At 64.5% G+C, this 19609-nt stretch carries 20 protein-coding genes; 10 read left to right on the top strand and 10 right to left on the bottom strand.

Going from position 1 to position 19609, the window contains the following annotated elements:
* Window positions 1-107: 107 nt before the first annotated feature.
* Window positions 108-2723 carry a TIGR02302 family protein gene (locus tag FJ980_RS09135; protein WP_140542585.1) on the top strand — a complete coding sequence of 872 codons (2616 nt, stop codon included), beginning with the start codon at window positions 108-110 and terminating at the stop codon, window positions 2721-2723.
* 25 nt (window positions 2724-2748) lie between these two features.
* Here FJ980_RS09135 and FJ980_RS09130 read toward each other — a convergent pair whose 3' ends face one another.
* Window positions 2749-3621: a LysR family transcriptional regulator gene (locus FJ980_RS09130; RefSeq protein ID WP_140542584.1), complete on the bottom strand. Its 873-nt coding sequence runs from the start codon at window positions 3619-3621 to the stop codon at window positions 2749-2751.
* A gap of 73 nt (window positions 3622-3694) precedes the next feature.
* Here FJ980_RS09130 and FJ980_RS09125 point away from each other — a divergent pair, with 73 nt between their 5' ends.
* A complete protein-coding gene (locus FJ980_RS09125) occupies window positions 3695-4714 on the top strand; it encodes a permease (RefSeq protein ID WP_210243735.1) in 1020 nt (339 codons plus the stop codon).
* 51 nt (window positions 4715-4765) lie between these two features.
* Here the strand turns inward: FJ980_RS09125 and FJ980_RS09120 are convergent, their stop codons facing one another.
* Window positions 4766-5650 (bottom strand): LysR substrate-binding domain-containing protein, encoded by an 885-nt coding sequence (locus FJ980_RS09120; RefSeq protein ID WP_140542583.1) that lies wholly within the window; start codon window positions 5648-5650, stop codon window positions 4766-4768.
* Window positions 5651-5837: 187 nt separating this feature from the next.
* Here FJ980_RS09120 and FJ980_RS09115 point away from each other — a divergent pair, with 187 nt between their 5' ends.
* Window positions 5838-6803 carry a DMT family transporter gene (locus FJ980_RS09115; protein ID WP_140542582.1) on the top strand — a complete coding sequence of 322 codons (966 nt, stop codon included), beginning with the start codon at window positions 5838-5840 and terminating at the stop codon, window positions 6801-6803.
* On the opposite strand, the gene FJ980_RS09110 is transcribed toward FJ980_RS09115, so the two are convergent.
* The 3 genes from FJ980_RS09110 to FJ980_RS09100 all read right to left on the bottom strand — a co-directional run bounded on the left by FJ980_RS09110 (window position 6786) and on the right by FJ980_RS09100 (window position 8548).
* Window positions 6786-7157, bottom strand: a complete 372-nt coding sequence (locus FJ980_RS09110; protein ID WP_140542581.1) for a response regulator — start codon at window positions 7155-7157, stop codon at window positions 6786-6788. The genes FJ980_RS09115 and FJ980_RS09110 overlap by 18 nt on opposite strands.
* Before the next feature lie 81 nt (window positions 7158-7238).
* The gene (gene hpt / locus FJ980_RS09105) at window positions 7239-7781 is read right to left on the bottom strand and encodes a hypoxanthine phosphoribosyltransferase (RefSeq protein ID WP_140542580.1); all 543 of its coding nucleotides are present in this window, start codon (window positions 7779-7781) and stop codon (window positions 7239-7241) included.
* 176 nt (window positions 7782-7957) lie between these two features.
* Window positions 7958-8548, bottom strand: a complete 591-nt coding sequence (locus FJ980_RS09100) for a hypothetical protein (RefSeq protein ID WP_246676365.1) — start codon at window positions 8546-8548, stop codon at window positions 7958-7960.
* Window positions 8549-8770: 222 nt separating this feature from the next.
* On the opposite strand from FJ980_RS09100, the gene ftsE reads away from it, so the two are divergent.
* The 3 genes from ftsE (at window position 8771) to FJ980_RS09085 (ending at window position 11295) form a co-directional block, all read left to right on the top strand.
* Entirely contained in the window at window positions 8771-9430 is a 660-nt protein-coding gene (ftsE, locus tag FJ980_RS09095) for a cell division ATP-binding protein FtsE (RefSeq protein WP_027167480.1), read from the top strand.
* Complete coding sequence (locus FJ980_RS09090; RefSeq protein ID WP_140542578.1) at window positions 9423-10409, top strand: ABC transporter permease; 987 nt, start codon at window positions 9423-9425, stop codon at window positions 10407-10409. The genes ftsE and FJ980_RS09090 overlap by 8 nt, the downstream gene beginning before the upstream one ends.
* A 157-nt stretch (window positions 10410-10566) precedes the next feature.
* Entirely contained in the window at window positions 10567-11295 is a 729-nt protein-coding gene (locus FJ980_RS09085; protein ID WP_140542577.1) for a YdcF family protein, read from the top strand.
* On the opposite strand, the gene FJ980_RS09080 is transcribed toward FJ980_RS09085, so the two are convergent.
* Window positions 11292-11912 carry a pyridoxamine 5'-phosphate oxidase family protein gene (locus FJ980_RS09080; protein WP_140542576.1) on the bottom strand — a complete coding sequence of 207 codons (621 nt, stop codon included), beginning with the start codon at window positions 11910-11912 and terminating at the stop codon, window positions 11292-11294. The genes FJ980_RS09085 and FJ980_RS09080 overlap by 4 nt on opposite strands.
* Window positions 11913-12013: 101 nt before the next feature.
* Between FJ980_RS09080 and FJ980_RS09075 the strand changes: the two genes are divergently transcribed.
* Both FJ980_RS09075 and FJ980_RS09070 read left to right on the top strand, forming a co-directional pair.
* A complete protein-coding gene (locus FJ980_RS09075) occupies window positions 12014-12916 on the top strand; it encodes a LysR family transcriptional regulator (RefSeq protein ID WP_140542575.1) in 903 nt (300 codons plus the stop codon).
* A gap of 81 nt (window positions 12917-12997) precedes the next feature.
* Window positions 12998-13792 carry a 1-acyl-sn-glycerol-3-phosphate acyltransferase gene (locus tag FJ980_RS09070; RefSeq protein WP_140542574.1) on the top strand — a complete coding sequence of 265 codons (795 nt, stop codon included), beginning with the start codon at window positions 12998-13000 and terminating at the stop codon, window positions 13790-13792.
* A 4-nt stretch (window positions 13793-13796) separates the two neighbouring features.
* On the opposite strand, the gene FJ980_RS09065 is transcribed toward FJ980_RS09070, so the two are convergent.
* The 3 genes from FJ980_RS09065 to FJ980_RS09055 form a co-directional block, all read right to left on the bottom strand.
* Complete coding sequence (locus FJ980_RS09065) at window positions 13797-14417, bottom strand: LysE family transporter (RefSeq protein WP_140542573.1); 621 nt, start codon at window positions 14415-14417, stop codon at window positions 13797-13799.
* Window positions 14418-14500: 83 nt separating this feature from the next.
* On the bottom strand, window positions 14501-15448 hold the full coding sequence (locus FJ980_RS09060) for an aldo/keto reductase (RefSeq protein WP_140542572.1): 948 nt from the start codon (window positions 15446-15448) through the stop codon (window positions 14501-14503).
* A 212-nt stretch (window positions 15449-15660) separates the two neighbouring features.
* Window positions 15661-16182: a gamma-glutamylcyclotransferase gene (locus FJ980_RS09055; protein ID WP_140542571.1), complete on the bottom strand. Its 522-nt coding sequence runs from the start codon at window positions 16180-16182 to the stop codon at window positions 15661-15663.
* A gap of 117 nt (window positions 16183-16299) precedes the next feature.
* Here FJ980_RS09055 and FJ980_RS09050 point away from each other — a divergent pair, with 117 nt between their 5' ends.
* Together FJ980_RS09050 and FJ980_RS09045 are read left to right on the top strand one after the other, a co-directional pair.
* Complete coding sequence (locus FJ980_RS09050) at window positions 16300-17298, top strand: DUF2125 domain-containing protein (protein WP_140542570.1); 999 nt, start codon at window positions 16300-16302, stop codon at window positions 17296-17298.
* Window positions 17299-17387: 89 nt separating this feature from the next.
* Complete coding sequence (locus tag FJ980_RS09045; protein ID WP_140542606.1) at window positions 17388-18320, top strand: sugar kinase; 933 nt, start codon at window positions 17388-17390, stop codon at window positions 18318-18320.
* Between the two features lie 347 nt (window positions 18321-18667).
* Here FJ980_RS09045 and FJ980_RS09040 read toward each other — a convergent pair whose 3' ends face one another.
* On the bottom strand, window positions 18668-19603 hold the full coding sequence (locus FJ980_RS09040) for a prephenate/arogenate dehydrogenase family protein (RefSeq protein ID WP_181181155.1): 936 nt from the start codon (window positions 19601-19603) through the stop codon (window positions 18668-18670).
* Window positions 19604-19609 lie beyond the last annotated feature (6 nt).

Below are 19609 nucleotides of genomic sequence, written 5' to 3'. Positions count from 1 at the left end.
CGGCCAAACCGCTTCACGTTTTTTGGAACCCGCCTCGCCTTTGCCGTGTTTGCTGGTATCCTTCTGGCGATGACGTCCGGGCTATCGTGCCCGGGCAGGAAGGGCCGATGACCGAACGACCCATTTCCAGCGGCGAACGCAGCCGGGCCAGCGATGGACGCGGCCTTGCTGGGCGCTTGGCGCTCAGCCGGTTGGCGACGCGGGCCTCGATGACCTTCGAGCGCGCCTGGCCGCTCGTGCTGCCGCTGCTGGTCGTCGCCAGCCTGTTCTTCAGCTTTTCGTGGTTCGGCCTGTTCCCGCGCCTGCCGGACACGGTACGCATCGGCCTTCTGATTCTGTTCGCGCTGGCGGCGGTCGCCGCGCTCTACCCGCTGCGCTTCTTCCGCATGCCCTCGGCAGCCGAGATCGACCGGCGCATCGAGGCGGCGAACGAATTGCTGCACAGTCCGGTGCAGGTGCAGACCGACCGGCCGAGCGGCGCCGAGAGCATCTTCTCGCAGGCGCTGTGGCGCGAGCACCAGAAGCGCATGGCCGAGCGGCTTTCGAGCCTCGGTGCCGACCGGCCGCGCACCGGCGTGCCGGACTACGACCGCTGGGGCTTGCGCGCCGTGGCGGGGCTGCTGTTCGTCACGGCGCTTGCCTTCTCCTTCGGACCCTTTGGCGGCAGGATCAGCGACGGTTTTGTCGCGCGCGCCTCGCACGATGCCGTGCCGCCGCGCATCGACGCCTGGGTGACGCCGCCTGCCTATACCGGCAAGGCGCCGGTGTTCCTGACGGCCGATGCCAACCAGGCCGTCCAGACCTTTTCCGTTCCGCAAGGCAGCGACATCTCGCTGCGCGTCACCGGCGGTTCGGGCGAGGAGACGCTGAGCTATGCCGATCAAGGCGGCAATGACCGCGCCATCGAGCCCGCCGCGCCCAAAGGTCCCGCGCCTGCCACCGGCCAGACCGCACCAAAAGTGCGCCAGTTCTCCGGCAAGCTGAACACCAACGGCACGCTGACGCTGAAATCCGGCGAAGGCGATCTCGGCCACTGGGCCTTTGCCGTCATTCCCGACAAGCCGCCGACGATCCGCTTCGTCGGCGAGCCGAAGCGCGCCGTCAACGGCGCCATCGAGCTCAATTACGAGATCGCCGACGACTATGGTGCAGCCTCCGCCAAGGCTGTTTTCGAGCTGTCGGATCGACCCGCCGCCAACGCGCATCCGCTTTACGGCGCGCCCGACATGCCGTTGACGTTGCCGCGCCGCGGCGGTAAGCCGAGCGCGGCCAAGACGACCAAGGACCTGACCGAGCATGTCTGGGCCGGCAGCAACATCAAGCTGACGCTCACTGCCACGGACGACGCCGGCCACACCGCGACCAGCGAAACCAAAACGCTTGTCATGCCGGAGCGGCCCTTCGCCAACCCGCTGGCTAGAGCGGTCATCGAACAGCGGCGGCTGGTGGCGCTCGACACCAATGCCAAGCCGCGCGTTCTCGACCTGATGGATGCGGTCACGCTGCGTCCCGAGGACACGTTCGACAACATGTCGAACTATCTTGCCATCATGAGCGCGAGGAGCCGGCTGAAGCTCTCCGAGAGCGACGATCAGTTGCGCAACGTCGTGTCTTATCTGTGGGAGATCGCGCTCGGCATCGAGGAAGGCAATCTGTCGGCCGCCGAGCGGCGGCTGCGCCAGGCGCAGCAGGCGTTGCAGGACGCCATCAAGAACGGCGCCAGCGATCAGGAGATCGAAAAGGCGATGAAGGAACTGCGCGAGGCGATGAACCAGTTCCTGCAGGAATTCGCCCAGCGCGCGCAGCAGAACCCGAACGCGCCGCAGATGCAGCAGAACGGTCGCGAGCTGCGCCAGAGCGATATCGACCGCATGATGGACCAGATCGAGAATCTGGCCAAATCGGGTGATCGCGACAAAGCCCAGCAGCTTCTCTCCGAACTGCAGGACATGATGAACAACCTGCAGGCCGGCCGCCAGCAGCCGGGCGGCGAGCAGGACAGCGAGCTGCGTCAGCAGATGGACAAGCTCGGCGATATCATGCGCCGCCAGCAGGAAATGATGAACGACACCTTCCGGCTGGACCAGATGCAGCGCGGGCAGCGTGGCGAAGGCGGCGAGCAGCAGCAGCTTGGCGAGGATGGCGAACAGGGCCAGTCCGACGACCAGCAGCAGCGGCCCGGGCCCGGCCAGGACCGCGATCCGCTGGGCCGGCCGAAAATGTCGCCGAAGGATTTGGCCGATGCGCTGAAGCAGCTGCAGGAAGGCCAGGGCCAGTTGCAGAGCGAGCTCGATCAGTTGAAGAAAGGCCTCGAAGGCATGGGCATGGAGCCCAATGAGGGCTTCGGCGAGGCCGGCAAGTCGATGGGCAATGCCGAACAATCGCTTGGCCAGGGCGACGGCGACCAGGCCGTCGGCCACCAGGGCCGCGCGCTGGAAGCGCTGCGCCGCGGCGCCAAGGAAATGATGAAGCAGATGCAGGCCATGCAGGGCGACCAGGGCGGCAGCGAGCAGGGCGGCCGCGAGCAGAATGCCGATCGCGATCCGCTGGGACGCCCGCGCGCCACCAACGGCCCCGATGACGGCACCTCCGTCAAGGTTCCCGACGAGATCGACGTCCAGCGTGCGCGCCAGATCCTCGACGCGATCCGCAAGCGGCTCGGCAACGCGCTCAGCCCCGATATCGAGCGCAGCTATCTCGAACGGCTGCTGGAGCTGAAATAAAGCTCACCCGTTCCGTTGCGCACCGCTAACTTCCCACGAATGTCCGTGAGATGATCGCTGCCAATTTGTCGGCTAGGTGTCGAGGAGCTTTCGGTGAGCCGCTGAGCACCAGATGCGTTTCGCCTAGCTGAGGCAGCTTCTCATCGCTCAGCGCCCTGATACGATCGGTCAGGGTGCTTTGCGGCAATACGCCGATCGCGACTCCCGCAGCAATCGCGGCCCGAACCCCTGAGACGCTCTGACTGGTGCAAACGATCTGATAGTCCAGTCCGGATTTCCGAAGGAGGTCAAGGCAGCGCTCTCTCCACCAGCAAGCTTTGTCGAACAGCGCCACGGGCAGAGGTCGCCGGGTCTCGACACTGTGGAAAGCGGAGCCGGCCCACACGGCTCGCTCACTATGAACAACGACGTCGCCGTTCGAGACGCGCTCAGGCGAGTGCAGGGCGATATCCAATTCGCCGGCAGCGAGCGCATGCGGAAACTCCATGCTCGAACTGCATCGCACGAAAATGCGAGCTGCAGGCTCCTCCTCGGTAAAGGTGGCCAAAATAGACGGTAGAATCGTGTCGCCATATTCCTCGGGTATACCGAGTCGGACTTCCTCCTCGGCTGGCAACCCGCGCAGATCGGCCACCACCTGGTTCAGCATTTCGACCACATCGCGGGCGACGGGTAGTAAGCGCTCGCCGGCAGCAGTCATGGCAACTCCGCGCCCATGCCTTTCAAATACCCGCTGCCCGATGGCACTCTCCAGCTTCTGCACCTGGAGGCTCACAGCGGACTGCGTTCGAAACAGACGGGCCGCGCCGCCGCTAAGACTCCCTGCCTTGGCCACAGAGAGGAACGTACGCAGCAATTCGCTGTCCAGTTGAGTGCTTTTCCCATCGTCAATGCTCATAGCTGATATTTAAGCTATTCGTTTCACATATGGAAGACAGGCGACCTATAGATGCCACAAAGAGAGTAATGCCGTGATCGTCACGCTCGCGAGGCTTCAAAGAAGGCAACTCATGTGGGCGACCGCCGCTGTGACAGTTGCTGTCGCGCTCACGTGGCCGCAACGGGCATATGGGACGCTCCATTTCGTCCTGCAGAGTTTTATGGACGTCGCGTTGATGATTGCAGCTGGGCTAATCATCTCGGCATGGGTTGCAGCCAGTGGAGCGGCGACCATTACAGCGCGATGGTTCAAAGGGCGCCCGGTCGCAACTGTTTTGATCGCGTCGGCAATCGGCACCGTGACACCTGTGTGCGGCGTGACGGTGCTGCCGCTCACGACGGGGCTTCTTGCTTCGGGCGTCCCGCTTGCGCCCATTATGGCATTTTGGCTTTCCTCGCCCGTTACCGGACCCACCATGCTCACCGCGACCTGGGCGCTACTCGGCCCTGGATTCGCCATTGGAAAGTTGCTTGCGGCGTTTGCGCTAGGAATCTTTTCTGGCGCGATGACAGCTCTGCTGGCCCGGACACAGATGGTCCAAAACCCGCTGCGGGCATCGGGCATCAGGCAGGTGGGACTGTGTGGCACATGCATGCCAACGGGCTTATCTTTCAGAATTTGGCGCGACCCGGCGCGTGTGCGTGCATTTGGAGAAAATCTCGTTCCCACGACTAGAACCGTCGTGACTTGTTTGACGTTTGCCTTTTCGGCTGAATTCCTGCTGCGCGATCTTCTGCCGCCCGAGATCCTTACCGCTTATGTCGGTGCAGACTCTCATTATGCCATCCCCCTTGCCGTGCTGGTCGGCGCACCGATGTATCTCGATGGTCTTGCGGCACTGCCACTGGTTCAAGGTTTGCTTGCTCTCGGCATGTCACCCGGTGCGGCAATGGCGCTCCTCGTCTCAGGGGGCGCGGTGAGCATTTGGGGCGTCATGGCAGTCGCTTTGGTCCTCAGACCGGCAACGATCGTCCTGTTCGTCGCGCTCGCGGTTTCCGGATCATTGGTCATTGGCTATGTCTTCCAGGCGCTCTGGACGCTTTTTTCATGAGCACCGAAAGCCGCAGGGCGAGATGACCGCCGGATTGAGCGCACTCCGGCCCTAAAGCCCGACCGCCACGCCCGTCTGCCGGGTCAGCATGAACGCCTCGCGGATCGCGTTCTCCATGCCGTCGATCGCTTCGCCGGTCGCCAGCGGATTGCGGTGCAGGACGACGTTGGAGGAATCGATGTCGCCGAAGCCGTCGGCGGCCGTCAGTTCGCGGCAATCAGGCGGGATGTTGCTGCGCGAGATCGGCGCGATCGCCAGGCCGGACGTGACGGCGAGCGTCAGGCCGCCATTCGTGTCGCTGGTATAGGCGACGCGGTAGTCGAGGCCGCGCTGCTGCAGCGACTTGATGGCGAAGTCGCGGCACCAGCCGTTGCGGCTATAGAGCGCGATCGGCACCGGCCGTTCCTCATGCATGTGGTGCAGCGTCGACGTCACCCAGACCGTCGGGTCGTGCATCAACACCTCGCCGCCGGAAGAGCCCTCCCATTCGAACACCACAGCGAGGTCGAGCTCGCCGGCCGCGAGCGCCCGCACCTGCGAATCCGAATGCGCGTAGCGCACCGTGACCTCGACGCGCGGATGCCGCTTGGCGAATTCGCCCAACGCCCGCGACAGGATCGAACGTCCATATTCGGCCGGGATGCCTATGCGCACCAGCCCGCCGAGCGGCGGCGCCACCAGCGAGGCCGCCGTCTCGTCGAGCAGCGAGACGATCCGGCGCGCGTTGGCGATGAGCTCGCCGCCGCGGCGCGTCAGCGCCACGCCGCGCGAGCCGCGCTCGAACAGATTGTCGCCGACCATGTCCTCCAGCTTCTTCATCTGCATGGACACGGCCGATTGCGTGCGCCCGGCTTTCTCCGCCGCGCGGGTGAAATTGCCGGTTTCGGCCACAGCCACGAAGGTGCGCAGGAGGTCGCTGTCGAGGACTGGTCGCATCGAGTCGCCATAAGCAAAGTTGATTGCTGGCATCATTCCAATTCGTTTGCCAGATGTCAAACGCCGCAGGATAGTCATGACACCCATTGGATATGCGGCCGCGAAATCGGTCGCGGACCAATCGAAGAGTCCTCACTCGTACCCGCTGCCTGAAAATGGTGGCGGGTTCTTTTTCGCTGGATCGATCATGCAGAACCGGACGGTGCTTGGCATTCTGAGCCTCTGTCTCGGCGTGCTGGTCTTTTCGCTGCAGGATCCGCTGGTGAAGGCGGTTTCCGGCGGCTATCCGGTGACCGAGGTGATGGCGATCCGCGCCATCGTCGCGCTGCCGATCCTGATCGTGCTGGTCCAGGCCGATGTCGGCCTGAAGGCGGTGCTGTCGAAGCGCTTCGGCATGCTGACGCTGCGCGCCTTCATCCAGTTCTCGTCCTACACGGTCTATTATCTGGCGATCGCCGCCTTGCCGCTGGCCGATGCGGTGGCGCTCTATTTCATGGCGCCGCTGTTCATCATGGCGATGGCCGGTCCCTATCTCGGCGAGCGCGTCTCATGGAAAACCCTGTCGACGGTGCTGATCGGCCTGGTCGGCGTGCTTGTGATGGTGCGTCCCGGCGGCGGCGTGTTCGACTGGGCGGCGCTGCTGTCGCTGGGTTCGGCCTTCCTCTACGGCTTCTCGCAACTGATGGCGCGCCGTATCGGCGATACCGAATCATCGACGGTGATGGCCTTCTACCAGAACGGCGCCTATCTCAGCGGCGCCGTTGCCGTCGCAACCGTCTTCCACCTTGCCGGCATCACCCATGCGGCGCATCCGAGCGTCGAATTCCTGGTGCGGCCATGGGTATGGCCGACCATGCCGGACTTCCTGAAGATGGCCGCCTGCGGCCTCGTCGCGTCCGCCGGCATGGTCCTGCTGTCGCAGGCCTACCGGATGGCGCCCGCCAACCGCGTCGCCACCTTCGAATACACAGGCATCCTGTGGTCGCCGCTCTGGGGGTTCCTGTTCTTCGCCGAAGTGCCGCGCGAAACCACCGTGCTGGGCGCGGCCCTGATCATCGGCGCCGGCCTGCTTGCGCTCAGCGGCGGGCGTCGGCGAAGTGCAGCGCCGGCCGCGCCTGTTACGACCGATGCGGTCTCAAGCGAAGCAGCTTAATGCCTTGCCGACGCGGCCACGGATCTCGGCAAGCGTGAACGGCTTCTGCACGACGTCGAGGATGATGCCGTCGAGTTCCTCGGCGCGCTCGCGCTGGTCGGCATAGCCGGTCATCAGCATGATCCGCATCGTCGGGAACTCTTTTGCAGCCGCCGTCGCCATCTTGATGCCGTCCATCTCCGGCATGCGGATGTCGGACACCACCAGATCGAAGCCGCCGCGCGCCTGCCGGATCATGTCCAGCCCTTGCGCGCCGTCGGTGGCGATGGTGACATTATGGCCATCGCGCTCGAGCGCGCGGGCAGCGAGGGTGCGGACGGACTCATCGTCCTCGACGATCAGAAGCTTTGCCATGCCGAGATTGATGCCGCCGAAATGTTGATGTTTTCTGAAAATTCTAACGATCGGCGGCTTTTCGCAATGGCCACTGCCTCCTCAGGCGTCGCCTTTCACCACCCCGACAAACGGCAGCTCGCGGAATGCGTGGGCGACATCCATGCCGTAGCCGACGACGAAATAGTCCGGGCAGTCGAAGCCCACATAGTCGGCGTTGAGCGAGGTCTGGCGGCGCATCCGCTTGTCGAGCAGCACGGCGACGGCGCAGCTCTTGGCGCCGCGCGAAAGCATCAGGTCGCGGGTGTAGGAAAGCGTCTTGCCGGATTCGAGTATGTCGTCGATCAACAGCACGTCGCGGCCGGCGACTTCGTTGTCGATGTCGCGCAGCACCCTGACCTCGCCGCTGGTCGTGCCGGCGCCGTAGCTGGAGATGAAGATGAACTCGACTTCCGGCGACAGGCCGACATCATGCATGGCGCGAATGAGATCGGCGGCGAAGACGAACGAGCCCTTGAGGATCGAGATCACCAGCAGGTCATGGTAGTCGCGCCCGGCGATTTCCTTGGCGAGCTCGAGATTGCGGCGCGCGATCGCCGACGCCGAAAACAGGACCTCGATGTCCTTGCCGCGTACAACTGGCATAGTTTTTCCTTCAAAAAAACGGCAGCGGTGTCGATAGACGGGTTGAGATTCAGGTCAGGCCGAGCCGAAAATAGCGGCTGCCGAGAACCGGAGCGGAGCGTACATTTCAGTACGTGAGCACCGGAAGCGTAGGAAGCCGCTATTTGCAGGCCGGCCTCACCTGAATATCGACCCGTCTAGCCGGCGAAGATGACTGCGACGGTTCTGACGCCGTCTTTAGGCACATCGAGGCGGCTCGAAAAGCCGAATCTTTCGCCCGGGCCCAGCGAACGGTTGGATGTCCCCAGCCTGTAGCGGATGATGTTGGAATTGTTGTCGGTAACGCGGATTTCGAGCGGCGGCAGCGTTTCCGACCCCATCCCGTCATTCGCGGCCTCGCCATCCACGAACAGCACCGGCTTCAAGCCCGACGCATCGATGCGCGACGTCACGCCGGAAATGGTGAGCGCGCTTGCCGGCGCGGCGATCGCCCAGAATGGGCCCTGCCGGACCAGCGCGTGGCCGCCCGACACCCAGAAGGAGATCAGCGCTATGCCGACGCCGGCTATCCAAAACAATGGCCCGCCACGCGAGGATCGCGACGGCGCCGCCTCCGGTCTGCGCAGCATGCCCATGCCGCCGATCGATGGCGTCGACGGCATCTGCGGCGGCGGTGCCGATTCTGGATAAGCGGCAAAACGCGGCAGCACCACATAATCGGCATCGACGATGTCGGCCGCATCGAACATGATGCGTTCCGGCGCGGCATTTGTTGCCGTGGCGGTCATGATTTCGCCGGAAACAGGGCGCGCGGTTCTCTCGTCAGCCATTACGGCACCAGTCCAGTCTTCGTTTCTTTTGCGTAAACGCAATTGGTTAACGCTTCCCCACCGGAATGGCTTTGATGCATGCTGGGCGTTGCAAAATTAACCGCCGGTTAACCATGCCGGCCGATGGTCTGTTAAAGTAGATTGTGGCGCGTCGCCGCCGCGAGTTTCAGGTCGCCGAACGTGATCCGCTTCGAAAATGTCGGCCTCCGCTATGGCATGGGTCCGGAGATCCTCCGCGATATCTCCCTGCACATTCCGGAGCGCTCCTTCCAGTTCCTGAGCGGCCCTTCGGGCGCCGGCAAGACGACCTTGCTGCGCCTTTTGTTCATGTCGCTGAAACCGACGCGCGGCCTGATCACCATCTTCGGCAAGGACCGCTCGCGCATATCGCGCGGCGAACTGCCGCTGCTGCGCCGCCGCATCGGCGTGGTGTTCCAGGACTTCCGCCTGCTCGACCATATGACGACTTACGAGAATGTCGCGCTGCCGCTGCGCGTGCGCGGGCGCGAGGAGGCGAGCTACCGCACCGACGTCACCGAGCTGCTGAAATGGGTCGGCCTCGGCGACCGCATGCATGTGCTGCCGCCCGTGCTGTCGGGCGGCGAGAAGCAGCGCGCCGCAATCGCCCGGGCGTTGATCGAACAGCCGGAGATCCTGCTTGCCGACGAGCCGACCGGCAATGTCGACCCGCCGCTGGCGCGCCGGCTGCTCAGGCTGTTCATCGAGCTTAACCGGCTGGGCACCGCCGTGGTGATCGCCACCCACGACCTCGGCCTGATGGAACAGGTCGATGCGCGCCGCATGATCCTGGCCGGTGGAAGGTTGGACGTTTATGACTGACCTTCCGGCCGATCACCTCCAGCACGAAACGCTCGAGACGACGACGGTCCGGCGTGTCCAGCGCAAGACGGCGCCGATCGTGCCGGCGCAGAACATCGCTGGACGGGCGCTGGTGCTGGTCATCGCCATCATGACCTTCCTGTCCTGCCTCACCTTCGGCGCCGTGACGCTGGTGCGCGATACCGCCTCCGTCTGGGAGAACCAGATATCGCGCGAGGCGACGATCCAGATCAAGCCGGCCGACGGTTTGGACATGGAGGCGGCCCTTGCGCAGGCCTCGCAGATCGCCAGCGACTTCCCCGGCGTGAAGGGCACCAAGATCATCGACCGCGACGCGACCGCGCGTCTTCTGGAACCGTGGCTGGGCAGCGGCCTCAACATTGACGAACTGCCGGTGCCGCGCCTCATCGTCGTCACCATCGACGAGGCCAGCCCGCCCGACTTTGCCGCCATGCGCGCCGCCATCACGCCGAAAATACCGACCGCAGCACTCGACGATCACCGCACCTGGGTCGACCGGCTGGTCGCCATGGCGCGCACGACCGTGACGATCGGCATTGCCGTTCTGGTGCTGATGCTGTCGGCAACCGTGCTGACGGTGGTGTTCGCCACGCGCAGCGCCATGGCCGGCAACGGGCACATCATCGAGGTGCTGCATTTCGTCGGCGCCGAGGCGCGCTTCATCGCGCGCGAGTTCCGCTGGCATTTCCTGGTCACCGGCATGAAGGGCGCGGCCGGCGGCGGCGCCCTGGCGATCGCCGTCTTCATCGTCTTTTCCTGGTGGTCGTCGCGCAACATGGCGACGCCCCAGGCCGACCAGGCAACCGCGCTGTTCGGCAATTTCGCCATCGGCTCAGCCGGCTATTTCGGCGTCGGCCTGATGGTGCTGGTGATCGGCGCGCTGACCGCGGCCACCTCGCATGCGACCGTCGTCGCCTATCTCAGCGACATCGACGTTCGCCAGCCAGATGCGGGCTGACCCATGAGATCAATCCGGAAACCAGCGCAAAGCGCTATAAACAAACAAGACAACGATCACACACGGGACACTTGCCGTAACGCAATGTGCGCCGTCTTACCTATCAACGGCTGCATTTCGGAGTTAACCATTAGAGGCTTTCAGGATTAACCTGAGGATGATGGAAGCGCGGGATTCGATCGAGACGGCTGGACGAATGCCGGCGATGCGCGTGCGCAGCGCTGCCTTCGCCGGGTTCGGTCGTTTGAGGCTCGCCCTGCGCGTCTGCGGTTTCGTGGTTCTCGCCGCGCTGGTGCTTTTTGCCGGCGGCTTCGGCTGGTTTGCCGACAAGGTCAGCCATATGACGACTCCGGCCAATCCGGCCAGGGCCGACGCCATCATCGTGCTCACCGGCGGGCAGTCGCGGCTTGACGCGGCGATGGAGCTGCTGGCCTCCGGCAAGGGCGAACGGCTGCTGATCAGCGGCGTCCATCCGTCGGCTACCAAGCGCCAGCTGCAGGCGGCGATGGGCGGCGACAAGCAGCTCTTTTCCTGCTGCGTCGATATCGACCGTGCCGCGCTCGACACCATCGGCAACGCCGAGGAAAGCGCCAAATGGGTGGAAAACCACGCCTATGGCAGCATCATCGTCGTCACCAACAACTACCACATGCCGCGCAGCCTGCTCGAGATGGGCCGGCTGCTGCATGGCGCGCGCCTCGAGCCTTATCCGGTGGTCAATACCAATCTCGGCAACGGGGGCTGGCTGACCAAGCCGGAGGCCCTGCGCGTGCTGCTTACCGAATACAGCAAATATGTGCTGTCTCTGGCGCGCGGCTTCCTGCCGCTTCGCACGGCACCCGAGGGCGTCACGCTCGCCGAAGCCTCGACGGTGGTCAAGAACTAGACTTCGCCTGGCGCGCTGTTGCGCAGGCGCGCAATCTCCTGCTCCAGGCCGGCGATGCGCCGGTCGCGCTCGGCAAGTGCGGCCGCGACATCCGCCGCCTCGAAGCGCTGCGGGATGTGCTGCGGGCAATTGGCATCCCAGGCGGAGACCGTGAACAGGATCGCCTGCTCCGGCCGCGCCTTGTAGTCCGCGGGCATCAGCTTCGCCGTCAGCTCCGGATCATTCTCGACGACACGCGCCCTGCCCCAGATCTTGATGCGCTGCCTAAGCATGTAATCGATCAGAAACAGGAAGGCCTGGTCATTGTCCTCGAGATTGCCCTGGGTGATGAACTGCCGATTGCCGGAAAAATCCGCAAAGCCGATCATGTGCTCGTCCAGCACCTTGAGGAAACCGGCCGGCCCACCGCGATGCTGGATGTAGGGCTGGCCTTCGGCGTTGGCCGTCGCCAGGAACACGCTGGTTTGCGCTTCGATGAAGGCGGCTAGATCCGGTGTGATGGTTGCCCGCCAGCCGCCGCGATGCTCGACGCGCGCATAGGAATCGCGCGACCCCTTGCGGGACTGGATGGCCTTGACGGTCGGCGTGAAGGCGACGTCGCTGGTGAATTCATTCATGCTGGCGCTCCGCGGACAGGATCGCACATCAATTAGGCTCTTCCGAAAACCGGATGTAGAGAGCATGTTTGCAATCTATCTTTCCATATTTCGGAAGAATAATGGACCGCCTCGACGCTATGTCCCTGTTCGTCGCCACAGTGGAGGCCGGCAGCCTTTCCGCTGCAGCCAAGCGCGCCGGCGTGCCGCTGCCGACGGTGAGCCGCAAGCTCTCCGAACTGGAGAAGCACTTGAAGACGCGCCTGCTCAACCGCTCGACGCGGCGGCTGACGCTGACCGATGCCGGCCAGTCCTATCTTGCCGCCTGCCGTCGCATCCTCGACGAGGTGAGCGAGGCCGAGCGCGATGCTGCCGGCGAATATTCGAGCCCGACCGGCGAGCTGGTCATCACGGCGCCGGTCGTGTTCGGCCGCCTGCATGTGCTGCCGGTGATCACCGGCTTTCTCGCCGTCTACCCGCAAGTGGATGTCCGCCTGACCCTGTCGGACCGGATCACCCAACTGGTCGAGGAGCATATCGATCTCGCCCTGCGCATCGGCGAGCTGCCGGATTCCGCCATGGTTGCAATCCGCGTCGGCTCGATCCGCCGTATCGTCTGCGCAAGCCCCGCCTATCTCGCCTTGCGTGGCACGCCGACGACCCCGCAAGACCTTGCCGGCCACGACTGTGTCACCTTCGAAGGTCTCGCCGCTCCCGCGGCATGGAGCTTCGGAACCGGCAAGACGGAAACGACAATCCCTGTTCGCTCGCGCCTGCAGATCAACACCGCCGAAGCGGCCATCGATGCCGCGATTGCCGGGCTCGGCCTGACGAAAGTGCTCTCCTATCAGGCCGATGCCGCCGTGTGCGCCGGCGCGCTGCGGCTGGTGCTGGAGCCGTTCGAACCGCCGCCCTGGCCGGTAAGCCTTGTTCATGCCGGCCAGGGCCGGCTGCCGGTCAAGCTGCGCGCCTTCCTCGATTTCGCCGCGCCGCGTCTCAAGGAACGGCTGACCAGGTCACTCTAGCGGCACCATTCGACAATGGCGGCGTTTCCTTTTTGCCGCCGCTTGGTGTAACCAACGCACACTTCCTCACGGGCCATTTGCATGCTCATCATCCGCTCGCTGGCGTTCAACTTCGTCTTCTATCTCAGCCTGATCGTCCAGATGATCTTCTGGACGCCTTTCTATTTCCTGTCGCCGCGCCACCGCGCCTGGTTCGTGCCGAAATTCTGGTCGCGCACCTCGATGTGGCTCTATGACAAGATCGCCGCGACGAAGAGCGAGATCACGGGTGTCGAGAACCTGCCCGAAGGCTCCTTCATCCTGGCGCCGAAGCATCAGTCCTTCTGGGATGCGATCGCCTTCTTCCCCTATCTCGACGATGCGCTCTACATCCTGAAGCGCGAGCTGACCTGGATCCCCTTTTTCGGCTGGTACATCTTGAAGATGCGCATGATCCCGGTCGATCGCGGCAGCCGCTCGAAAGCGCTGAAAGCGGTCGTTACCGCGACCAGGCAGGAGATGGACCGCAATCCGCGCCAGCTCATCATCTATCCCGAAGGCACCCGCCGCCCGCCGGGCGCCGAGCCGTCCTACAAATACGGCATCGTCGAGCTCTATACGCAGCTCGGCGTTCCCGTGGTGCCGGTGGCTCATGTTGCCGGTCTCTACTGGCCGCGCCGCAAGTTCCTGCGCTATCCGGGCACCATCAAGGCCCGCTTCCTGCCGCCGATCCCGCCAGACCTCGAGAAGGAGGAATTCATGCAGCGGCTGATCGGCGAGACCGAAGCGGCCTGCGACCAGATGCTTATCGAGGCGGCGCAGGCGCCGAACCCGCCGCCGATGCCGCCTACGGCGGTGAAGCGGCTGGCGGAGCTCGGCGTGACCGTAAAGACCTGATCCGCTATCGCAACACCGCCAGCGCAGTGGTCAGCACCAGCGTGCCGGCAAACACCAGATTGATGATCCGCGAGACCAGCGGATCGCGCAGGACGCGCGCGAACGCCGTTCCGGCGAGCAGCCACACCACGTGGATGGCGACGATCATCGCGGCAAGCACCAGCAGCCTGGTGGAGACGCCGAGCGCATCGGCCTGCGACGCGGCGCCGGCGAAAACGGCGGCGATCGCCACATAGGCTTTCGGGTTGGCGACGGCGAGCATGAAGCCGCCGAGAAAATCGGGCTTCGTCCCGGTGCTCCCGCGCTCCGCCAGTGGCGGTGCTGTCGCTATTCTGAAAGCGAGATAAAGGATGTAGGCGGCCGAAAGGATCGCCAGCACCGGCGCCACTCCCGGCACCGAGGTCAGCATGCCGAAAATCCCGCCCGCCACCGCCAGAAGCACGGCGATCGTGCCGAGCGCCACGCCAGACATGTAACCCAGGGAAGGACGCAGACCGAAAGCCGCGCCGACGGCGGTCACGCTGATGGTCGCCGGTCCCGGACTGCCCATGACGACAGTCGCGGCCACGATAAGCGCCAGCACTTGCTGCCAAGGCTGTGCCGCGCCCAGAACACCACCAGCCATGCCGAACCTCCTCCTGCCGCGATGTGGCAGGACTTAGGAGAGATCGTCATGGCCGTCTTGGACGTTCGTGCGCAGCGCCCGTCTCAGGCGCTGGCCCGGTCCAATGCCGCGATGTCGTCGGCCGAAAGCTTGAGCGACGCGGCCCGGATCAGGCTGTCCATCTGGGCCGGCGTGGTGGCGCTGGCGATCGGCGCGGTGACGCCCGGCCGCGCGATGATCCAGGCCAGCGCCACTTCGGCTTGCTTGGCCGAATGGCGCTCGGCCACGGCATCCAGCGCGGAAAGGATGCGCATGCCACGCTCGTTGAGATATTCGGCGACGTCTTCGCCGCGCGCGCTCTGGCCAAGATCGGCCTTGCCGCGGTACTTGCCGCTCAAAAATCCCTTGGCGAGGCTGAAATAGGTGATGACGCCGATATCCTCTGCCTTGCAGAGGTCGAGCAGCGGTCCGTCGAGCGACGAGCGGTCGTACAAATTGTATTCGGGCTGCAGCACCTCGTAGCGTGGCAGGCTGCGCAAGCTGGCGACGTCGAGCGCGGCGCGCAGCTGGCCGGCATCGAGATTGGAGCAGCCGGGATAGCGGATCTTGCCCTTTTCGAGCAGGCGCTGATAGGCGCCGAGCGTTTCCTCGTAAGGCGTGGCCGGATCCGGCCAGTGCGACAGATAGAGGTCGATTACATCGGTTTGCAGCCGCTTCAGTGAAGCGTCGACCGCCTTTTCGATATAGGCAGCGGAGAGGTCGCGCTTGCCCTGGCCCATGTCGGAGCCGACCTTGGTGATGACCACGACCTTATCGCGGTTGCCGCGGCTCTTCATCCAATTGCCGATGATGGTTTCCGATTCGCCGCCCTTGTTGCCGGGAACCCAGCGCGAATAGGCATCGGCCGTATCGACGGCGTTGAAGCCGGCAGCGACGAACCGGTCGAGCAGGTCGAAGGAGGTCTTCTCGTCGGCGGTCCAGCCGAAGACGTTGCCGCCCAGGACCAGCGGCGCGATGGAAAGGTCGGTACGACCGAGACGACGTTTCTGCAAGACTGATCTCCGTGATGCTGGAACGGGCCTGACGCCCAAGGATGCGATGCCGCTAAGCTAGGTCGTGCCCGGGCGAGGTCAAAGGCATGGTTTTGTTTTTTGATCGGACCAGAGCAATTCCAGCAAAAGTGCGCCGCGGTTTTGCGTCCGGAATTGCGTAAAAACAAAGAGATAGAGCATTGGAGGCGAAATTATTTCGCCGAAAATGCGCTTCACGAAGACGCGACCCGACGGCCCACCTCCTCCAGCCAGTGATCGCGGATGCCGAGCGCCTCGAGGTGATCGAGCGTGCTCAAGACATAGTCCTCGTTCCGCCCGGATTGGCCGACGGCGCCGCGAACGATCCTCGCCGCATGATCGGCATCGAGCGCGCCGGCATATTGCTCGTGCCGGCGGTCGACGATGTAGGCGACCGCCTCGACCGAGCCGCCGCCATCCAGCCGGACATCGAGAATGCGTTCGAGATAGACGCTGGTGACCAGCTCGCGCTCGCGCAGATAGGAAAGCACCTCGTCGCGCAGATTGCCGGGAACACGGTAAGCGAGGCCGACGCAGGAGCCTCCCCGGTCGAGGCCGAGCACCAGGCCCGGCCGTCCGCGCGTGCCGCGATGCACGAAGGAATAGACGCAAAGCGAGCGGCGATAGCCGTAAAGCCGGGCGCGGCGCGTCTCGACATGGGCAAATCCGGGCCGCCAGATCAGCGACCCATAGCCAAAAACCCAAAAATCGCCCATATCGCCAAGCCTGATCGCATTCGAGTGAACGACACCGCACCGCCAAGGTGCTTCTTCTGGCCCCCGCTGTTTGCGTATTGGTAAATGCCCGCTCGCCGGGTTAACGAGAGCCGCAGCATGACGTCAAGTGACGAGCGATCGCCCAAACTTCGCCGCCGGCTGTTCTGGCTTGCGGCGTTCATCCTCGTGCTGTTCGCCATTTACAGCGGCGGCTGGTTCTATCTCGCCGACAGGCTCAAGACCGAGGCCGATCAGGCGGTGGCGAGACTGGGCAGCAAAGGGATCGCAGCCGGCTGCGCCAACCTCGCCGTCAGTGGCTACCCAATGAGCTTCACGGTCTCCTGCGACAACATCGCCTATGAAGACGACGCCCGGAAGGTCGCCGCCTCCACCGGAAGCTTCAACGCCGTCGCCGGGATCGCCGGACCCTTGTCGCCGGTCGCCGACCTGCGCGGGCCGCTGAGAACGATGGCGCCCGGCATGCCGCCGCTCTGGATCGACTGGGACCGGTTGCAGGCCAATGTCAAAGTGTGGTGGCCGTTGCCAAGGAGCGTTTCCCTGCAGGCTGAAGGCCTGAACGGTCAGACCGATCCGCAGGACGACACGGATCCGATGCAATTGTTCAGCGCCGGCAAGGCGGCCGGCCAATTGCAGCCGGCCGGCCAGGACATCAACTATGTCGGCGGCTTCGGCGACCTGGAGATCAACGCGGATGCCATCGACGGACGCGTGCTGCCGGCGCTTGACGGCAGTGGCGACGTGACGCTGAAGAACGGCGTGGCGCTGATCGCAGCGCCCCCGAAGAGCCTGCGCGGCCAGTCGATCGAGATCGCTAAGCTCGACCTGTCGTCGGGTACGGCGCGCATCACCGTGTCCGGACCGGTCTCCGTCGACGCGGAAGGGCTGGTCGACGGCGACCTGACGATCAAGCTCAAGGACCCGAAAGCGGTGGCATCTATCCTTGCCGGCGCGATTCCCGAGCATAAAAGCGAAATCGAGCAGGGTTTTTCTGCCATTGCCATGCTTGGCAAGGAACCCTCCTTGCCGCTCAAGATCGTCAAGGGCAAGGCCTCGCTGGGCTTCATCCCGCTCGGCAAGATCAAGCCGCTTGAATAGAGCATGGTCCCGAACCGAAGGTCAGCGTAGCAAAAAGTGGGAACCGGTTTTCGGGTGAGACCATGCCGACTGAGAAGAGTAACGCAACGATGCCGCAGCCGGTCAGAGTGCTCAGCGTCGGCGCCTTCACCCTCGACACGATCCTTCGCGTCGAAACGCTGCCCGCGCATCAAGGCAAGTTCATCGCCAGCGACGGCGTCCAGATCGCTTCCGGCATGGCGACAAGCGCCGCCTGCGCCGCTCGGCGTCTCGGCGCGGAAGTCTCGCTATGGGCGAGCGCGGGCGACGATCCGGTCGGCGACCAGCTTATCGCCGACATTCAGGCCGAAGGTATCGACTGCAGCCTCATCCGTCGCGTCGCCGGCGCGCGATCGGCGCTGGCCGCGATCCTGGTGGACGCGCATGGCGAGCGCGTCATCGTCCCCTTCTACGATAAAAAGGCGCAAGCCGATCCCGAGGCCCTGCCGCTTGCCGACCTCTCCGGCTTTGACGCCGTGCTGGTGGATGTCCGCTGGCCGGGCGCCGCGGCGCTGGCTTTGGGCGCGGCCAGATCGACCGGCCGCCCGGCGATCCTCGACGCCGACACTGCGCCCGTCGAGGTGCTGGAGCGGCTCTTGCCCTTGGCCTCGCACATCGTCGCTTCCGAACCGGCTGCGCGCATCGTCTGCGGCCACGCGCTCGACCCCGAAAGCGCCTGCGCCGACCTCGCCTCGCGCACCGACGCCTTTGTCGCGGTGACCGGCGGCGCCGCCGGAACCTGGTGGCATGATCGGGCGACCGGGCGCATGCGCCATGTCGAGACGCCGAAGGTCAAGGCGATTGATACGCTCGCCGCCGGCGACGTCTTCCACGGCGCCTTCGCCGTCGGCCTCGCCGAGGCGATGCCCGTGGAAGAGGCCCTGCGCTTTGCCAGCGCCGCCGCGGCGCTCAAATGCCTGCGCTTCGGCGGCCGCCTCGGCGCGCCGGATCGGGCCGAGACGCTGGCGATGATGGCGGCGCACTGGCCGCCAGCCCAGGGCTAGAACGCAAGATTATCTCGGCCATTTCCGCGAAATCGGCACAAACGCCGGGGATTGGCTAAAGCCCCTCAACCTCGTCATTCCAGGGCGGAGCAGCCGCGAAGCGGCGTCGCGGAGACCCTGGAATCCATTCCGCGACCTGAGCCGTGGATGCAACGGAGCAGAATTCTGCACCGCAGCAGCGCTCGGAAGTCACGGAATGGATCCTCGGGTCTGCGCGCGTCGCTTCGCTCCTTGCTCCGCCTGTGGATGACGATCGCGACGGGTGTTTCGGCCAATCTTCAACGCATGCACCTGTCAAGGCTGGCCGAGCGGCAGGTCAAATCCACGCCGGCCAACCAGGGAAAAGCCTAGGGCTTGGCCGGGTGCTCGACCGCCTGGCGACCAAAATCCGGCACATCAATATCCTGGCCGGCCTCGATGATCGAGCGGCGGATGGCGCGGGTGCGGGTGAAGAGGTCGAACAGCTTCTCGCCGTCGCCCCAGCGGATCGCCCGCTGCAGCGAGGCCAGATCCTCCGAGAACCGCGCCAGCATCTCCAGGATCGCATCCTTGTTGTGCAGGCACACGTCGCGCCACATGGTCGGGTCGGAGGCGGCAAGACGGGTGAAGTCGCGGAAACCGGAAGCGGAATATTTGATGACTTCGCTCTTGGTCACCGCTTCCAGATCGTCCGCCGTGCCGACGATGTTGTAGGCGATGATATGCGGCAGATGCGACACGATCGCGAGCGTCATGTCGTGGTGCTGCGGGTCCATCGTGTCGATGTTGGAGCCGCAGCGCCGCCAGAATTCCGAAAGCGTATCGAGCGCGGCGGGATCGGTGCCCGGCAGCGGCGTGAAGATGCACCAGCGATTCTCGAAGAGATCGGCAAAGCCGGCATCGGGTCCGGACTTTTCCGTGCCGGCCAGCGGATGTCCGGGGATGAAATGCACGCCTTCCGGCACATGCGGCTGCATTTGCGCGATGACGGAGGCTTTGGTCGAGCCGACATCGGTGAGGATGGCGCCCTTTTTCAGCGCCGGCGCGATCTCGGCCGCGACCTCGCCGGACGAGCCGACCGGAACCGAGACGATGACGAGATCGGCGTCAAGCACCGCTTGGCTGGCGTCGGTGCTGTAGGAATCGCCAAGGCCAAGCTCCTCGGCGCGCCTCAGCGTCGATGCGCTGCGCGTCGCGATGGCGATATGGCGGGCCAGCCCTTCGCGGCGGATGACGCGGGCGAGCGACGACCCGATAAGGCCGATGCCGACCAGAGCTATTTTCTCGAACATCGGTGATGCCATGGCGTT

The organism is Mesorhizobium sp. B1-1-5, from assembly GCF_006443065.1.
Taxonomy (GTDB): domain Bacteria; phylum Pseudomonadota; class Alphaproteobacteria; order Rhizobiales; family Rhizobiaceae; genus Mesorhizobium.
This window is presented reverse-complemented; position numbering and strand designations above follow the sequence as displayed.